The organism is Alteromonas naphthalenivorans (assembly GCF_000213655.1).
GTDB lineage: Bacteria > Pseudomonadota > Gammaproteobacteria > Enterobacterales > Alteromonadaceae > Alteromonas > Alteromonas naphthalenivorans.
On the sequence record NC_015554.1, the window covers coordinates 4,205,542 to 4,223,270 of the forward strand.

A 17,729-nucleotide genomic window follows, 5' to 3' on the forward strand; every position below is an offset into this window, starting at 1 on the left:
GATTCCGTAACGTTTAAGCCAAGGGATTTTCGACCATTGCCCGTATTCATAGACCATTGTAATATTCACGCTCTTCAAACCATCATGAAATTAACGACCCCTTTATGACAAAAGCTGACCCTTTATATCGCGTGCAGTTCATCAGTAATGGCGAGCGCTACGATGTGTACGTCAAATCACTTTCTCAAAGTGGCTTATTTGGATTTGTGGAAATAGGTGAATTTGTGTGGGATACCCATACCGGCATAGTGGTAGATCCCAGCCATGAAAAGCTCAAATCGGAGTTCGCGGACGTTACCAGTACTTACATTCCTATGCATAACATCCTTAGAATTGATGCGGTCAGTAAAAAAGGCACAGCCAAAATTACTAAATTAGACAGTAAGTCTGATAAAGTGATGCCTTTCCCTAGCCCAATTTATACACCTAACAAAGAGTAACCCACCGTTGATAATCCGGTCTAAGGTTACCGGAGGCTCTCATGTATCGTTATTTGTTACTTTTTACGCTGGCTCTGATTAGCTTTACCTCATTGGCAAACACCAATGAGGATAAGTCATTTTATGCGTTGTTAGATGAAATTTGGGAATATGAGATTAGTGTTTCCCCACTTCTAGCCTCAAGACAAGGTGATAATTCGCAAAATAACAAGCTACCCGATATTTCACCAGAAGGATTGGCAACACAAGATCAACAATGGCAAGCGTACCGTAAAGCGTTGGAAGCGTATTCTAAGGAAAACCTATCTGATGATGCGTTTATTTCCTTACTTATGCAGCAATATCGGCTAGAGAACTATATTAGCCAATATCACTTTCGCGCTTATCTTGTCCCCATAAACTCCGAATACGGTTTTCATGGTGCCATGGCATCATTGCCAAATTTGTCTGCATTTAAAAGCGAGAATGATTACCAAGCATATATATCTCGTTTGCATGCACTAAAACCCTACTTTGAACAGCAAATTGCCTATATGCGTCAAGGCCTAGAAGAAGGTTATACCCAACCTAAGGTGGTCCTTGAAGGTTTCGAAAATGCGGTAGCCGCCTATATTCTGGACGACCCAAAGAAGAGTGGGTTCTACAGCCCATTTACACGATTTCCCAAACATATAGATGCCTCGCAACAAGCAGCTTTAGCTCAACAGGGCCAAAAAGCCATCACCATCAGCGTTTTTCCTGCTTACCAAGCATTTTATGACTTTATGGTTGATGAGTATATTCCTGGCGCCCGAGCCGCCATTGCTGCTAACGAGTGGCCTGATGGCAAAGCTTATTACGCCAATCGCGCTAAGCATTATACTACAACAGATATGAGCCCTGAAGACATTCACACCCTTGGCTTAAAAGAAGTGAAGCGCATTCGCACAGAAATGCAAAGCGTAGTAGATAGCCTTAATTTCGATGGCAGTATTGATGAATTCATTACCTTTTTACGTGAAGATCCGCAATTTTATGCCACCAGCGCAGAAGAGCTGCTTAAAGAGGCCTCTTTTATAGCGAAAAAGATGGACGCAAAATTACCCTCACTCTTTGAATACTTGCCTCGCACACCTTATGGTGTAGCGCCGGTTCCCGATAATATCGCCCCTAAGTACACCACGGGTCGTTATATTCATCCTAGCCGTGACGATCAACCTGGTTACTATTGGGTAAATACTTATGCGCTAGATAAGCGCCCGCTTTATGCCCTTCCAGCACTAACATTGCACGAAGCAGTACCTGGGCATCATTTACAAATATCTTTAGCGGCGGAATTAGAAAATTTACCCATGGTTCGTCGTAACACTTATATTTCGGCCTTTGGTGAAGGTTGGGGTTTGTATTCTGAATTTTTAGGAATTGAAGCAGGCATTTATGAAGACCCCTATGATAATTTCGGCCGCCTAAGCTATGAAATGTGGCGTGCGTGTCGTCTTGTAGTAGATACCGGCATGCACACCATGGGATGGAGCCGAGATAGAGCGGTTGATTTCATGATGTCCAATACGGCTTTATCAGAGCATAATGTGAATACTGAAATTGACCGATACATATCATGGCCAGCCCAAGCCTTATCTTATAAAATCGGTGAAATTAAAATAAAGGCGCTGCGTGAAAAGGCTGAGGTTGCACTTGGGCAGCATTTCGATGTGCGCAAATTTCACCGAGCAGTTTTAGAAAATGGATCTATACCCCTCTTTATTTTAGAGCAAAAAATTAATCAATTCATAGAAGAACAAAAGGCGGCGATGTAATGATATTTGCATTTGGGATCATAGGGCTACTTGTCCTGTTTTTGATTTATCTGGCACTTCGTGTACAAACGCTGCAACGAGAGCTTACGCTTACACGTTCATCAGCAAAACAAAGTGGTAATAAAGTTAATCATGCTTATAAAAACTTAGTGCTAGTGACAGATGCCTTAGAAAAAACGTATGCCGCTCGCATTGAAAGTGCTTACAAAAGCCGCTTGATAAGTCAACAACAACATACGGCTCTTATGCCGCTTATGCTTAACTTCTCAAGTATTGTAATGGCCTGCTGTGAAAAAGGCGCTACGCTAGAAGAAGCATTAGATTCTGCATTAAGCAGCACCGATGTATCGCAAAGTGATGTACGAGACGTGATTAAAGAAATGCCAGGCCCCATTCGGATGGCATGGTCTAAAAACAGCGCTGATGGCTTTATAGCGGCCTGCCAATTAATTACTAGCTCGGTTGGCGGAAACACTAAAAAAAGCCCTACCAGTAACGATGCCAGCACAGCGTAAAAATTTAAGTAATTTTTTCAGATAGTTAGATGTCTTCTCAGCGTTAACTATTCGCCTCATCTTGAAAAGACAAACCTCTACACTATAATGCTGTACATATATACAGTATTATAGTGTTATGAATATTCCTATATCACCCATTAATGAAACTCGTTCAAAAGCGGCGCTTTTTGATAAGCACCCTCATATATGGCGAGCTCGAGAGAAGCCTATAAGCGAAAACAAGTTTTTGCTGGGTACTCGTGTTTTAGATGAGGCTCTGCACGGTGGTATCGCAACTTCCGGAGTAGTCAGAATTGCGTCATTAACCGGTATTGGGGAAATCACGCTTTTTAAACAAGTTTTAACTACACATCGGGCGCACAAACTGCGTGTGTTTATAAAACCACCCGCTCAGCTCCAAGCACCTTGGTTAAGCGGCTTAGGCGTAGACTTAGAACAAGTCATTGTCGTGCTTCCAAAAACAGATCAAGAAGCCTTGTGGGCAGCAGAGCAATGCTTAAAAAGTGCAGCTTGTCATTGCGTATTGCTTTGGAATAACACTATGAATGCAAAAGCAGCTCGGCGCTTACAAGTGGCTGCATCGCATAACGATACCCTATGCTTACTTTTTACTTCCCCTCATCAACAAGGGGCTTCTTTTCCAATTGCTCTTGATTTAAGTCTGCATATACGTGATGCGCAATTGGTTGTTAATATCATTAAGCAGCGTCATGGATGGCCCGTATCGAATATTGTGATCCCCCATTCTTGGACCCCTAACAACCACGCCATTCAATCGGCTATGCAGAATAATAAGAAAACCGAGCCAACATTACACTCGGTGATTTAATCATGCTATGGGCTTATTTTTACTGCTATCAGTTAACCCTTGATGCCTATAAAAAAGATGGCGGCGCCACCGACTGTGAAATTCCTGTTGTGGTTTATCAGGAACAAGGCAACCAAGTAGTACAAGCTAATTCGCAGGCTATTAAAGAAGGAATTGAATGTGGTCAAGGGCTTGCACAAGCTGCTGCGCTTTGTCCACACGTGCACATTCTTGGATTTAACCGTGACACCGAAAAGGAGACGCTTCTATTTCTTGCACATCGGTTATACCCACTGGCATCAGATATTGTAATTGATGCTCATAACGCCATCGCCATTCGACTTGATAATTTACTGCAGTATTACGGTGGCCTTAACGCTTTATGGCATGTACTTATAAACGAACTACATTCTGCGGGTATTCACTATTACTTCGCCACAGCATGGGGGGTGGAGGCAGCTCGCCTTCTCGCTCACAATAAAACAAACCGCTATACCGATAATAAAGAAAGCATAATATTACTATTGTCACGGTGTAGGCTAGAGCAGACCTCGCTTGATTCAAAAACCATCGCCACACTTGCTAAAGTAGGTGTTAGGCAGGTAGGCCAACTGCTTAAACTTCCTGTTCATGAACTTGGACAGCGCTTCTCAAACGATACTATTCGTTATTTAACCGCCCTGAGGGGGGAAACCTTTCCCAAATACGTTTTATTCAGGCCATCGATAAGCTTCAAGCAGTTAAAAAATTTATCGTTTGAAGTGGAAAACACTCAACACTTATTGCCGAGCATTAAAGCGCTACTAATTTCGTTAGAACACTACTTACGCGCACGCAATTTACTCACGTCATCTATACTTTTTCAGGTGCATTTTAGAGAAGCAGAGCCTTTATCTATAGCGGTTAATGGTGCTATGCCTTTTGCCACGCAGAAAGACTGGTTAGCGCTGGTTGAGCTTAAAGTTGAGTCCCTTCTACTGCCCGAGCCCGCTATCGCTATATCCCTAACCTGCCAGCAATTTGAGCCCATTGAAAACGATGGGAATAATTTTTTTTCCCATCGATTTACCTCAGTGGCACAAAAGCAACTTGTTGGAAGGTTAAAAGCCAAATTAGGCGACAACAGCACGCTTCACCCTAAAGCTGGAAACAGTCATACCTTTGAAGGCATGACAGTCAATCAAGTAGAGGAAATTACACCTGCTTATACCGCTGATATCATTCCGACATTTTTGTTTGAGCGCCCCATGCCCCTAAATCTACCAACACGTATTTGCTTTGGCCCTATACGACTTCAAACGCAATGGTGGAGTAGCGCTGCTAGCCAGAAAGATTATTTTATAGCAGAAACTAATCACGGTGTACGCTTGCTCGTCTTTAAAGATGTAAATGCCTGTTGGTGGACACAAGGCGTATACAGCTAATGTATAGCGAACTTTTCTGTCAGAGCCACTATAGCTTTTTAACAGGGGCATCTTCGCCTGCACAGTTAGTGACTACCGCCTCTTTTCTAGGATACGAAGCGTTAGCGATTACCGATGAATGTTCTGTGGCGGGAGTGGTGCGAGCTTATGCTGAAATTAAACAGCAAAAACTCCCTATTAAGCTCATTGTCGGCAGCTATTTTCGCTTCGATGATGCATTGTCTTTTGTATTACTTTGCCCCAATAAAGCGGCATATACCGAGCTTTGTCGCATAATTACAAATGCCAGAAGACGCAGCCAAAAGGGTGAGTATCAACTTGCAGAGTGGGACTTGCGGACCATTCGTCACTGCATTTTTATATGGCTTCCCAATACTCAGGAAGAAAAAGATAATTACTGGGCGACTTGGCTAACCAGCCAACCCAATATAAAAACATACATAGGCGCACAACGTTTACTTGATGGGTATGATCATCATCGATTTGCGACTTACACACAACTACAGGAAAAATTCGAGTTTCCTGTTCTTGCTTGCACTGGCGTGCTTATGCACCATGTAGATAACCTTCCACTTCAACATGTTCTTCATGCCACCCAAGCACATACGCAAGTAAGTAAATTGGGGCGAGCAGCATTAAGCAATGCCGAGCGTAGCTTGCGTACCGTTTCAAAATTAAAAAAGCTTTTCCCTGAAAAGTGGATTGCCAATGCTATTGACGTGGCAAGAGGCTGTCTATTTTCGTTAGCAGAGCTACGCTATCAATATCCTTCTGAACTTATACCTAAAGGTGCATCGCCCACTACATATTTAAGGGAACGCGTAGAAGCCGGCATTAAAGTGCGTTTCCCAGATGGCCTGAGCGATGTGCTTAGGGCACTTATTGAAAAAGAACTCTCACTGATTCGCGAACAAGAGTACGAGTACTTTTTTCTTACCATTTATGACATTGTTCAATTCGCCAAATCGCGCAAAATCCTCTATCAAGGCAGGGGTTCGGCAGCTAACTCTATTGTGTGTTATTGCTTAGAGATTACCGCCGTTGATCCACGACAAATCAATGTGCTTTTTGAACGCTTTATCTCTAAAGAACGAAACGAACCGCCTGACATCGACGTAGATTTCGAGCACCAGCGACGTGAAGAAATTATCCAATATATCTATGAAAAATATGGCAGAGAAAGAACTGCCATTGCTTCTACGGTTATCTGCTATCGCTTTAAATCGGCGTTTAAAGATGTAGGTAAAGCCTTGGGCTTCAGTGAGTCGCAATTAAGCTTTGTGATGAAGCAAATTAATCGCCGCGACAGTGTCATTCCTTGGCAGTCTCAGCTTGCGAATTTAGGGCTCGACCCGGCAAATGAAAGGGTAAAACTTCTAATTAGTATCACCGAGCAACTTCTCGGCACGCCTCGACACCTTTCTCAGCACGTTGGTGGTTTTGTTATTAGTTCAGGACCACTGTATGAGTTGGTCCCTGTTGAAAATGCAGCTATGCAAGAGCGCACTATTATTCAGTGGGATAAAGATGATATTGAAACTCTAGGACTACTTAAAGTTGATGTATTAGCTTTGGGAATGCTAAGCGCCATTCGCCGGACCTTTGACTTACTTAACAAGCAATTCCCTATCAATATAGATATTCCTTTCATTACCAAATTAGGCGATGACCAACAGGTTTACGATATGATTTGCCAAGCTGATACCGTCGGCGTATTTCAAATTGAATCTCGCGCACAAATGTCGATGCTTCCTCGTTTAAAGCCTCGCCGTTATTATGACTTAGTGGTGCAAATAGCTATTGTTAGACCGGGCCCTATTCAAGGGGATATGGTGCATCCTTATCTTCTACGACGGCATGGAAAAGAAGCTATAACCTACCCTTCTGAAGAAGTAAAAGAAGTGTTATCGCGTACCATGGGAGTTCCAATTTTTCAGGAACAAGTGATAAAACTGGCCATGGTAGCGGCTGGCTTTAGTGGTGGTGAAGCAGATCAACTACGTCGCGCGATGGCCAGTTGGAAAAAAGACGGCCGAATTTTTGAGTTTAAAGAAAAGCTGATAAAAGGCATGGTAGCAAGAGGCTACGATACCTCTTTTTCAAATAATCTATTCGAACAAATTAAAGGCTTTGCTGGCTATGGCTTTCCAGAGTCCCACTCAGCATCGTTCGCCGTGTTAGCTTATGTATCATGTTGGTTAAAATATTATTTTCCTGTTGAATTTTATGTTGCCTTGTTAAACAGCTGGCCGATGGGTTTTTATACGCCCTCACAGCTGGTACTAGATGCAAAGCGCCATCATGTTACGGTACAGGCGCCTTGTGTGAATGCATCAAACTACGAACACTTAATTGTTGAATGCAAAGGCGATAAGCAAATTCAGCTTGGCCTAACGCTTGTAAAAGGCTTAAGTGAAAAGAGTGCAAACCTTATTGTTAGCTGCAGGCCGTCAACTGGCTATAAAAATATAGAGGGTGTGCGAACCCTCGCAATACGTTCTGATGAACTAGAAGCATTAGCAAGTGCAGATGCATTTAGAAGTATTGCAGGTAATCGCTATCAAACACGTTGGCGGCTAATGGACAAGCAAGCCGATTTGCCGTTGTTTGAACATACTAATAACGAGGACACGTTCAATACTGCTCCAAGCGTAGCTGAAACCTTAATTGAAGATTATGCTTCTATAGGGCTTTCGGTTAACGACCACCCTGTAGCACTGTTGCACAGAGAGCGAGAGCTAGGTTTTATTACCCCAGCTAAAGCTTTACTTCAAAAGCCTCATAAATCTATTGTAAAAATACTTGGATGCGTGACTGGGCGACAAGCACCGGGCAGTGCGGCTGGGGTTACATTTCTAACGTTAGAAGACCATACTGGAAATATCAATGTTGTAGTATGGCAGGCTACCTCTCGCGCCCAGCATAAGACCTTTTTAAAGGCTAAACTTATGCAAATTGATGGTATTATTGAACGCTCGAAGGAAGGGGTTATTCATATTATTGCGGGAAAATTAATAGACCGAACATCATGGCTTGAGGATATCAGTATGCCATCCAGAGACTTTCATTAAGTCCAATTACGTATATACGCGTTTTACAGTCTCAAGTATTGTAGCATCAACATGACAAGGAGTTTGATATGAAGCAGGGGTTGTTTTGCCTATTACTGATGTGGATTAGTACAGCGGCAACTGCTGAAAAATTTATTGTAGGCTCACAGAATATAGAATATTACCCCCATTATAATTTTTCCTCACCTATTGATAAGGGTGTTGGTTGGGCAATACTTGAAGCCTTTTCCGAAGCATCTGGTCACGAGTTTTCGTATCTAGCCATGCCTATTCGGCGTCTTCAAATGGAAATGCTTAAAGGGCATGTGGATTTTGTATATCCAGATAACCCTGGCTGGTATAACGATGTCACTAAGGCCAAAGAAAAATATTTCTCGATTGCTCTTACCCGTGCCGTCACAGGTACTTTTGTAAAACCAAAAAATGTGAATAAAGGTATCAATGCTATTAAGAGAATTGCTATGCCTCTGGGTTTTACTCCAGTAAATTGGCAAGCAAGATTAGACCAAAACCTTATTAAAATAGTGTCTATCTCTGATACTTTTGCAGGTTTGTCGTTACTACAATTAGAGCGTGTAGACGCCATAGATTTTGAATACCATGTAGGTAATTACTATTCTAGTCAGTCGCCGCAAATCGGCCCTTTCATATTAGATATTACCCTCCCCCACAACGAGATCCCTTTTATGCTTTCTGCTTTAAGACATCAGGAAGTGATTGGGGAACTTAATGCTTTTATAAATAACAACCCCGCGATTATTGATTCGATCAGAGCACGCTATGGTATAACTACATTAGAAGCACTGACACAACAAATTCAAACTGAATTTAGTATTGAAGATAAAGACATTTGGCAGCCTGAATAATCGCTTATGGGCTACTATTAATCTCTGTGTTAAAAAATAGTATTCATTAATAAGGTAACACCAGTGGGTTACATAAAACGGACTTTCTACTGCCTTCTCTTTGTTTTCGGCGTCAACTTAGCGCAAGCGGAACAGTATATTATTGGTGCTCAAAATATTGAGTACTTTCCTCACTATGATTTCACTTCTAAAGTTGATAAAGGCGTAGGATGGGCAATTTTAGAAGCCTTTTCTGATGCCTCAGGGCATGAATTCGTATATTTAGACATGCCTGTTCGAAGGTTACAAATTGAATTAAATAAAGGGAATGTAGATTTTGTCTATCCTGATAACCCACGTTGGAATAGCGCAGATACAACAATAGATCAAAAAACATTTTCTAAACCTATTGCTCATACATTGTCTGGAACTTTTGTTAGGTCAGAAGATGTTGGAAAAGGGATAAATTTCATTAAGAAGTTAGCTATTCCACAAGGGTTTACACCGGTTAAATGGCAAAGCAGAATTGACGACAACCTTTTATCTTTAGTTCCCATTGAAGAAACTTATAACGCACTTTCACTACTTCAACATAAAGAAGTCGATGCTGTAGATGTTGAATATCACGTTGGAAAGTATTTTATGAAGAGTTACCCTCAACTGGGTCCCTTTTCCGTTGATGTTACACTTCCTTTTATAGATGTCCCTTTTCTATTATCCACTTTACGCCACCCCGAAATAATTAAAGAACTAAACCTATTCTTAATAAATAACCAAAGCTTGATATCTAACATCTACGAAAAATACGATATTGCTCTACCTGATGAGCTGGTAGAAAGGTTTCGAACAGAACAAAATATTGAGAAAAACGAAGTGTGGAAACCCCTGTAATAATTACTTATTTCAAGAAAATTCTTAAGTAGCTAAAAATACATAAGCATTCCAACTAACTTTAACACTCTGAAAATTATAGATTTTAATTTCTGGTAATGATTTTGCTTTTCTCCTTATATATTAAGGAGACAACATGTTCAAAACTACATTCAAACTTACCGTGCTAGCTTTGCTTTTACTACCTAACTTAGTTCAAGCGAAACAAACCATCAGCGTTGATTATATGAATGGCTTCGACGATATCGACGGCATTCGCTTTGCCTACCGCCCCATAGAACACAACTTAAGCACTGGATGGTTTGGTGACATCAAGCTTTACTGGGAACTTAGTGCATACCACTGGGAATACGGTGAAGAAAATAACCATAGTACAAGTTATGCACTATCGATAACGCCAATTTTTATGAAACAAATTAGCACCGTGTATGACTACCCTCTGTTTGTTGAAGCAGGTATAGGGGCAAGTTTCATCAATGATGAGAAAGTAGCAGGTAAGGATATAGGGTCTAATTACCAATTTGAAGATAGGCTAGGTTTAGTACTTGAACTTGATGAAAACCAACACGTCGCCTTGCGCTATATGCACTTCTCTAATGGTGGATTTAATAGTAATAACCCTGGTTTGGATTTTATGAACCTGTCGTACGCATATAGTTTCTAACAGTCATTGCTTCTGGTTTAGTGGGCTTTATGCCCACATATACTTTCATGTTCATATTTCACTTGGTGGGGCTTATGGGATTAACTAAATTACTTAAATTGAAAGCTTATGTTTTAAAGCAGACAGATAAGCTATGGCATGAAATATGTAGCTTAACCTACTAGCCTCACATGATTTTATTATTTTTTCTGTGTAACTTACTATAGGTACGTAATTAAGCGACTCACTTTAACCATAGTTTTCAGTAGTGGCGTATTAATATATTATTTTGAAGATCTGGATACGGCTGGAGTCAGTCGATCAGCATAAGTAAGCTACATGGTAACTTCTACCAACGGGCTTCGCGCTAACTCACACTTTTCTACAAGCATAAAAAAAGGGCTATCCGTTAGGATAGCCCTTTCTTCGAATGGGAGCTTGGCAGTGTGCTACTCTCACATGGGGAAACCCCACACTACCATCGCCGCTAATACGTTTCACTTCTGAGTTCGGAATGGGATCAGGTGGTACCGTATCGCTATGGCTGCCAAGCAAAAACTTTTGCAAACGTTAGTTTGCGTAATACCGACTTATTTAGTCCATATTACTTTAATAATTAACAATTTAGGAATTCTGATATTCACGTAATCAATCTTTGAGCACTGAGTACTACTACTCTAGTTGCTATTAGCTTTGTCTTACAACACTCAAGATATAAAGCCTCTTGGGCGTTGTATGGTTAAGCCTCTCGGGCAATTAGTACAGGTTAGCTTAACGCCTTACAACGCTTCCACATCCTGCCTATCAACGTCATCGTCTATAACAACCCTTCCGGACTTTAAAAGTCAGGGATGACTCATCTTTGGGCCGGCTTCCCGCTTAGATGCTTTCAGCGGTTATCCGTTCCGAACGTAGCTACCGGGCAATGCCATTGGCATGACAACCCGAACACCAGCGGTTCGTCCACTCCGGTCCTCTCGTACTAGGAGCAGCTCCCATCAATCATCCAACGCCCACACCAGATAGGGACCGAACTGTCTCACGACGTTCTAAACCCAGCTCGCGTACCACTTTAAATGGCGAACAGCCATACCCTTGGGACCGACTTCAGCCCCAGGATGTGATGAGCCGACATCGAGGTGCCAAACACCGCCGTCGATATGAACTCTTGGGCGGTATCAGCCTGTTATCCCCGGAGTACCTTTTATCCGTTGAGCGATGGCCCTTCCATACAGAACCACCGGATCACTATGACCTACTTTCGTACCTGCTCGACGTGTCTGTCTCGCAGTTAAGCTAGCTTATGCCATTGCACTAACCTCACGATGTCCGACCGTGATTAGCTAACCTTCGTGCTCCTCCGTTACTATTTGGGAGGAGACCGCCCCAGTCAAACTACCCACCAGACACTGTCCATAATCCCGATAAGGGACCAATGTTAGAACATCAAACATACAAGGGTGGTATTTCAAGGACGGCTCCACACAATCTAGCGACTGTGCTTCGAAGCCTCCCACCTATCCTACACATGTAGGTTCAATGTTCAGTGCCAAGCTGTAGTAAAGGTTCACGGGGTCTTTCCGTCTAGGTGCGGGTACACAGCATCTTCACTGCGATTTCAATTTCACTGAGTCTCGGGTGGAGACAGCGTGGCCATGGTTACACCATTCGTGCAGGTCGGAACTTACCCGACAAGGAATTTCGCTACCTTAGGACCGTTATAGTTACGGCCGCCGTTTACCGGGGCTTCGATCAAGAGCTTCTCCGAAGATAACCCCATCAATTAACCTTCCGGCACCGGGCAGGTGTCACACCCTATACGTCCTCTTGCGAGTTAGCAGAGTGCTGTGTTTTTAATAAACAGTCCCAGCCACCTGGTCACTGCGGCCCTCATCTGCTCAAGGAGCAAGTCCTATCACAAACAAGGGCGTACCTTCTCCCGAAGTTACGGTACAATTTTGCCGAGTTCCTTCACCCGAGTTCTCTCAAGCGCCTTAGTATTCTCTACCTGACCACCTGTGTCGGTTTGGGGTACGGTTCATATAATCATAAGTTTAGAAGCTTTTCCTGGAAGCAGGGCATCAACAACTTCACCACCGTAGTGGCTCGTCTCGCATCTCAGCTTTAAGAATCCGGATTTACCTAAATTCTCGGCCTACTTGCTTTCACTTGGACAACCAACGCCAAGCTTGCTTAGCCTTCTCCGTCCCTCCATCACTGATTATATAAGTACGGAAATATTAATCCGTTTCCCATCGACTACGCATTTCTGCCTCGCCTTAGGGGCCGACTTACCCTGCCCTGATTAGCATGGGACAGGAAACCTTGGTCTTCCGGCGTGGGAGTTTTTCACTCCCATTATCGTTACTCATGTCAGCATTCGCACTTGTGATATGTCCAGCAGACTTCTCAATCCACCTTCATCCACTTACACAACGCTCCCCTACCATACGTGTAAACACGTATCCGCAGCTTCGGTATATTGCTTAGCCCCGTTACATCTTCCGCGCAGGCCGACTCGACTAGTGAGCTATTACGCTTTCTTTAAAGGGTGGCTGCTTCTAAGCCAACCTCCTAGCTGTCTATGCCTTCCCACATCGTTTCCCACTTAGCAATATTTTGGGACCTTAGCTGGCGGTCTGGGTTGTTTCCCTCTTCACGACGGACGTTAGCACCCGCCGTGTGTCTCCCGGATAGTTCTCATTGGTATTCGGAGTTTGCAAAGGGTTGGTAAGTCGGGATGACCCCCTAGCCTTAACAGTGCTCTACCCCCAATGGAATTCGTCCGAGGCTCTACCTAAATAGATTTCGGGGAGAACCAGCTATCTCCCGGTTTGATTGGCCTTTCACCCCCAGCCACAAGTCATCCCCTAACTTTTCAACGTTAGTGGGTTCGGTCCTCCAGTTGATGTTACTCAACCTTCAACCTGCCCATGGCTAGATCACCGGGTTTCGGGTCTATACCTAGCAACTAAACGCGCAGTTAACACTCGCTTTCGCTACGGCTCCGCTATTCGCTTAACCTTGCTACTAAATATAAGTCGCTGACCCATTATACAAAAGGTACGCAGTCACCCCATCACTAAGCACCCTGCTTGATTTTTGGCGGTTTACCGTTGGCTGCTTCGCAGGTCAACGCTAACGCTTATCAAACGGTTGCACTTTGTGAGTCACATCACTAAAGGCACTTAGTGATGGGGCTCCCACTGCTTGTACGTATACGGTTTCAGGTTCTATTTCACTCCCCTCACAGGGGTTCTTTTCGCCTTTCCCTCACGGTACTGGTTCACTATCGGTCAGTTAGGAGTATTTAGCCTTGGAGGATGGTCCCCCCATATTCAGTCAAGATAACACGTGTCCCGACCTACTCGATTTCACAAAAACAAACACTTCGTGTACAGGGCTATCACCTTGTATCGCGCCACTTCCCAGAGGCTTCCACTACGTTCATAATTGCTTAAGGGCTAATCCCCGTTCGCTCGCCGCTACTAGGGGAATCTCGGTTGATTTCTTTTCCTAAGGGTACTTAGATGTTTCAGTTCCCCTCGTTCGCCTCGTTACACTATATATTCATGTAACGATACCTATAAATAGGTGGGTTTCCCCATTCGGACATCTGTGGCTCAAATGCATTTTGTCGGCTCACCACAGCTTTTCGCAGACTTACACGTCCTTCATCGCCTCTAACTGCCAAGGCATCCACCGTATACGCTTAGTCACTTAACCATACAACCCCAAATGGCCTTCGTTAACACTTCCTATTCTTCCTAAATTTTCCTCGTTCGCTCAGTTACATACTAAAAGTATGTGTCTTCGCTTACTCGTCGATTTAGTCGACTAGAAACTGTTACCTCGACCATTGCACTAATAATCTTATAAATAAGAATATTAAAACAATGATTGAGCGAAGCGCTCTCCCGCCTTTTGAAATCAGGACTGGATGAGATCTAACTCAGTTGTATGCATGACAAGCTAATCGTGAAATTGCCTTGCTATCTTCTTGCTAATCGGACTTGCCGATTGGCACGCTTTTCAACGCTTTTTCGATAACAAGCAATTCAAGTCAAGTAGAGTAGTAAGTACGTCTTTCGACTTCTCAATTACTCAAATTTTGATTGATTTACTAATTAAATATCAGCTTTCCAAATTGTTAAAGAACATAATGCTTTCAAAGAAAGCACTTAAGTTTGATTTCACAATCAAACTTAAGCGCTCTAAGGCACATCTTTAAACTATTAAACAAAACAATCTGTGTAGGCACTACACTAACAATGTCACCATCGACATTTTGGTAAGGAGGTGATCCAACCCCAGGTTCCCCTAGGGTTACCTTGTTACGACTTCACCCCAGTCATGAAACACAAAGTGGTAATCGTTCTCCCGAAGGTTAAACTAACTACTTCTTTTGCATCCCACTCCCATGGTGTGACGGGCGGTGTGTACAAGGCCCGGGAACGTATTCACCGCAGTATTCTGACCTGCGATTACTAGCGATTCCGACTTCATGGAGTCGAGTTGCAGACTCCAATCCGGACTACGACATACTTTAAGGGGTCCGCTCCACATCACTGTCTCGCATCCCTCTGTATATGCCATTGTAGCACGTGTGTAGCCCTACACGTAAGGGCCATGATGACTTGACGTCGTCCTCACCTTCCTCCGGTTTGTCACCGGCAGTCTCCTTAGAGTGCCCAACTAAATGCTGGCAACTAAGGACAAGGGTTGCGCTCGTTGCGGGACTTAACCCAACATCTCACGACACGAGCTGACGACAGCCATGCAGCACCTGTGTTTGAGTTCCCGAAGGCACGAAACTATCTCTAGTAACTTCTCAACATGTCAAGTGTAGGTAAGGTTCTTCGCGTTGCATCGAATTAAACCACATGCTCCACCGCTTGTGCGGGCCCCCGTCAATTCATTTGAGTTTTAACCTTGCGGCCGTACTCCCCAGGCGGTCTACTTATCGCGTTAGCTTCGCTACTCACGGCTTAAAGCCACAAACAGCTAGTAGACAGCGTTTACGGTGTGGACTACCAGGGTATCTAATCCTGTTCGCTACCCACACTTTCGCACATGAGCGTCAGTCTTTGGCCAGGGAGTCGCCTTCGCCACTGATGTTCCTCCAGATATCTACGCATTTCACCGCTACACCTGGAATTCCACTCCCCTCTCCAAGACTCTAGTCTGCCAGTTCTAAATGACCGTCCCAGGTTGAGCCCGGGGCTTTCACATCTAGCTTAACAAACCGCCTGCGTGCGCTTTACGCCCAGTAATTCCGATTAACGCTCGCACCCTCCGTATTACCGCGGCTGCTGGCACGGAGTTAGCCGGTGCTTCTTCTGTTGTTAACGTCACGGCTAGCAGGTATTAACTACTAACTTTTCCTCACAACTGAAAGTGCTTTACAACCCGAAGGCCTTCTTCACACACGCGGCATGGCTGCATCAGGGTTTCCCCATTGTGCAATATTCCCCACTGCTGCCTCCCGTAGGAGTCTGGGCCGTGTCTCAGTCCCAGTGTGGCTGATCTTCCTCTCAGAACAGCTAGAGATCGTTGCCTTGGTGAGCCTTTACCTCACCAACTAGCTAATCTCACTTGGGCCTCTCTTTGCGCCGGAGCCGAAGCCCCGTTTGGTCCGAAGACATTATGCGGTATTAGCAGTCGTTTCCAACTGTTATCCCCCTCGCAAAGGCAAGTTCCCAAGCATTACTCACCCGTCCGCCACTCGACATCATCTAGCAAGCTAGACATGTTTCCGTTCGACTTGCATGTGTTAGGCCTGCCGCCAGCGTTCAATCTGAGCCATGATCAAACTCTTCAATTAAATATATCGAATATGAATCGTCGTTGTGTGACACTCTTAATGAGTGCCCACACAGATTGTCTTGTTATAAATTGTTAAAGAACATAGTGCAGAATCTCGACGCTTTTTTGTCGTGACTTCTGCGCAAGAAGGACCAACATTACTCTCAGTTGATTCATTTTCCTTGCTAGCGGACAACCTTGGTTGTCGCAATTCACTATAAGCCTTGGCTTGTTAGTGACTCACCCTGTTCGAGTGAGGTGCGCATTATACGCTTGAAGCTTTCAGTGTCAACACTTTTTGAAAATTTATTTTCTGAAGCGTTTTCTTTAAAACCCCGTCACACTTGGCCTTAAAGGTAAGTAGTGACTTGCTTTGTCAGTGTAAGTTATTTCACTTTCCTGTCGAAGCGGATGCGCATTCTAGAGATTTCTGAGCCTGCGTCAACCCTTGTTTTAAGAAAAGTGTAATAAACTGAACCATTCGGTTAATTTTCACTCAGATGAGATAATAAGTAGACAATATGGACTAATTACTAATAGGATGGGACTATAATTCCTATAAAGTAGTAGTCCGTTAGTGGTAATAGACTACGCAATAAATATAAGGTGGATATATGTTTCGTATTACTTCATTGCTTTCATCGGCAGTGCTGGTACTTGCAGTAAGTACACCAGCGATAGGTATGAGCGCAAAGGATGGAACTGTTTCACCGGAAGAAGCTACCTCTAATCAAACAAATCATTTTCAAACCTCGTTCTTAAAACGCCAGGTTGATCAAAACATGTCTGTTGGGCGTGCTATTAGTTCTATAGCAAGTCATTATCCTCAAGATGTAGTTTCTATTGTTGATATCGCATTAGATACATACCCTGATCAATACCGCGAGATTATCTTTGCTGCTATTTCGTCTCAGCCTTCATCTACAGAAGAAATAGTACAGTTGGCTATAGAGAAAGAAGTAAGTTCATGTCCCAACATCGTTCAGTTGGCGATAATGGCAGAACCTACTTATGTAGACTTCGTTGTTCAAGCTGCTGCTGTTGCAACGCCTGAAGAACTGAGCGAGATTGTTCGCGTTGCCGTGCTAACGCAACCTGATGCAGCAGACAGTATTGTTCAGACTTTGTCTCAAGAACACCCAAACAAAATTGTCGATATTATGACGAGCGCACTTAATGCAGTCCCTTTTGTTGGTGAATATGTAGTAGATGCGCTGTTAGCTGTATTTCCAAACGATGCAAAAACAGTAGTGGAAACGGCCGTAAGAGAATCGTCTCAGCAACGTGAGCAAGTTATTCGTATATTAGCCACTGCGCAACATGCAGGTGTTCAAGACGACAAGCTAAAAGAATATGCGATGGCCGCAGGGTTATCTGAAGAAGATTTTAATTCAGCTATCAATAACTGATTCAACAAAACTAAACAATCTTTCAATCTTACGTAAATAATACGTAAAGATAAGACCCTTCGTCTCTTTTGTAAGTCAG

At 43.5% G+C, this 17,729-nt stretch carries 10 protein-coding genes and 3 rRNA genes; 10 read left to right on the plus strand and 3 right to left on the minus strand.

Annotated features, from left to right (window positions below):
- The first annotated feature begins 104 nt into the window (after positions 1 to 104).
- The 9 genes from AMBT_RS18415 to AMBT_RS18455 all read left to right on the plus strand — a co-directional run bounded on the left by AMBT_RS18415 (position 105) and on the right by AMBT_RS18455 (position 10,457).
- On the plus strand, positions 105 to 440 hold the full coding sequence (locus AMBT_RS18415) for a DUF1820 family protein (protein ID WP_013786161.1): 336 nt from the start codon (positions 105 to 107) through the stop codon (positions 438 to 440).
- 41 nt (positions 441 to 481) lie between these two features.
- Complete coding sequence (locus tag AMBT_RS18420) at positions 482 to 2,236, plus strand: DUF885 domain-containing protein (RefSeq protein WP_013786162.1); 1,755 nt, start codon at positions 482 to 484, stop codon at positions 2,234 to 2,236.
- Complete coding sequence (locus AMBT_RS18425; RefSeq protein WP_013786163.1) at positions 2,236 to 2,751, plus strand: hypothetical protein; 516 nt, start codon at positions 2,236 to 2,238, stop codon at positions 2,749 to 2,751. Before AMBT_RS18420 ends, AMBT_RS18425 begins: the two co-directional genes overlap by 1 nt.
- Positions 2,752 to 2,869: 118 nt before the next feature.
- The gene (gene imuA / locus AMBT_RS18430) at positions 2,870 to 3,583 is read left to right on the plus strand and encodes a translesion DNA synthesis-associated protein ImuA (protein ID WP_013786164.1); all 714 of its coding nucleotides are present in this window, start codon (positions 2,870 to 2,872) and stop codon (positions 3,581 to 3,583) included.
- 2 nt (positions 3,584 to 3,585) lie between these two features.
- Positions 3,586 to 4,986 carry a Y-family DNA polymerase gene (locus AMBT_RS18435; protein ID WP_013786165.1) on the plus strand — a complete coding sequence of 467 codons (1,401 nt, stop codon included), beginning with the start codon at positions 3,586 to 3,588 and terminating at the stop codon, positions 4,984 to 4,986.
- Positions 4,986 to 8,057, plus strand: coding sequence for an error-prone DNA polymerase (locus AMBT_RS18440; RefSeq protein WP_013786166.1), 3,072 nt, complete (start codon positions 4,986 to 4,988; stop codon positions 8,055 to 8,057). The genes AMBT_RS18435 and AMBT_RS18440 overlap by 1 nt, the downstream gene beginning before the upstream one ends.
- Before the next feature lie 68 nt (positions 8,058 to 8,125).
- Positions 8,126 to 8,923: a transporter substrate-binding domain-containing protein gene (locus tag AMBT_RS18445; RefSeq protein ID WP_013786167.1), complete on the plus strand. Its 798-nt coding sequence runs from the start codon at positions 8,126 to 8,128 to the stop codon at positions 8,921 to 8,923.
- 63 nt (positions 8,924 to 8,986) lie between these two features.
- On the plus strand, positions 8,987 to 9,793 hold the full coding sequence (locus tag AMBT_RS18450; RefSeq protein ID WP_013786168.1) for a type 2 periplasmic-binding domain-containing protein: 807 nt from the start codon (positions 8,987 to 8,989) through the stop codon (positions 9,791 to 9,793).
- 136 nt (positions 9,794 to 9,929) lie between these two features.
- Entirely contained in the window at positions 9,930 to 10,457 is a 528-nt protein-coding gene (locus tag AMBT_RS18455; RefSeq protein ID WP_013786169.1) for an acyloxyacyl hydrolase, read from the plus strand.
- 415 nt (positions 10,458 to 10,872) lie between these two features.
- On the opposite strand, the gene rrf is transcribed toward AMBT_RS18455, so the two are convergent.
- The 3 genes from rrf to AMBT_RS18470 form a co-directional block, all read right to left on the minus strand.
- A 5S ribosomal RNA gene (rrf, locus tag AMBT_RS18460) occupies positions 10,873 to 10,988 on the minus strand.
- 183 nt (positions 10,989 to 11,171) lie between these two features.
- Positions 11,172 to 14,162 (minus strand): 23S ribosomal RNA (locus AMBT_RS18465).
- 566 nt (positions 14,163 to 14,728) lie between these two features.
- A 16S ribosomal RNA gene (locus tag AMBT_RS18470) occupies positions 14,729 to 16,260 on the minus strand.
- The 16S, 23S and 5S rRNA genes sit together here, the layout of an rRNA operon.
- Positions 16,261 to 16,924: 664 nt before the next feature.
- Between AMBT_RS18470 and AMBT_RS18475 the strand changes: the two genes are divergently transcribed.
- Complete coding sequence (locus AMBT_RS18475) at positions 16,925 to 17,650, plus strand: hypothetical protein (RefSeq protein WP_417874143.1); 726 nt, start codon at positions 16,925 to 16,927, stop codon at positions 17,648 to 17,650.
- Positions 17,651 to 17,729: the final 79 nt, after the last annotated feature.

Bases quoted from the DNA above. Each gene is read 5' to 3' on its own strand.
- AMBT_RS18415 (WP_013786161.1), top strand. From the start codon at position 105: ATGACAAAAGCTGACCCTTTATATCGCGTGCAGTTCATCAGTAATGGC.
- AMBT_RS18420 (WP_013786162.1), top strand. From the start codon at position 482: ATGTATCGTTATTTGTTACTTTTTACGCTGGCTCTGATTAGCTTTACC.
- AMBT_RS18425 (WP_013786163.1), top strand. From the start codon at position 2,236: ATGATATTTGCATTTGGGATCATAGGGCTACTTGTCCTGTTTTTGATT.
- imuA (WP_013786164.1), top strand. From the start codon at position 2,870: ATGAATATTCCTATATCACCCATTAATGAAACTCGTTCAAAAGCGGCG.
- AMBT_RS18435 (WP_013786165.1), top strand. From the start codon at position 3,586: ATGCTATGGGCTTATTTTTACTGCTATCAGTTAACCCTTGATGCCTAT.
- AMBT_RS18440 (WP_013786166.1), top strand. From the start codon at position 4,986: ATGTATAGCGAACTTTTCTGTCAGAGCCACTATAGCTTTTTAACAGGG.
- AMBT_RS18445 (WP_013786167.1), top strand. From the start codon at position 8,126: ATGAAGCAGGGGTTGTTTTGCCTATTACTGATGTGGATTAGTACAGCG.
- AMBT_RS18455 (WP_013786169.1), top strand. From the start codon at position 9,930: ATGTTCAAAACTACATTCAAACTTACCGTGCTAGCTTTGCTTTTACTA.
- AMBT_RS18475 (WP_417874143.1), top strand. From the start codon at position 16,925: ATGAGCGCAAAGGATGGAACTGTTTCACCGGAAGAAGCTACCTCTAAT.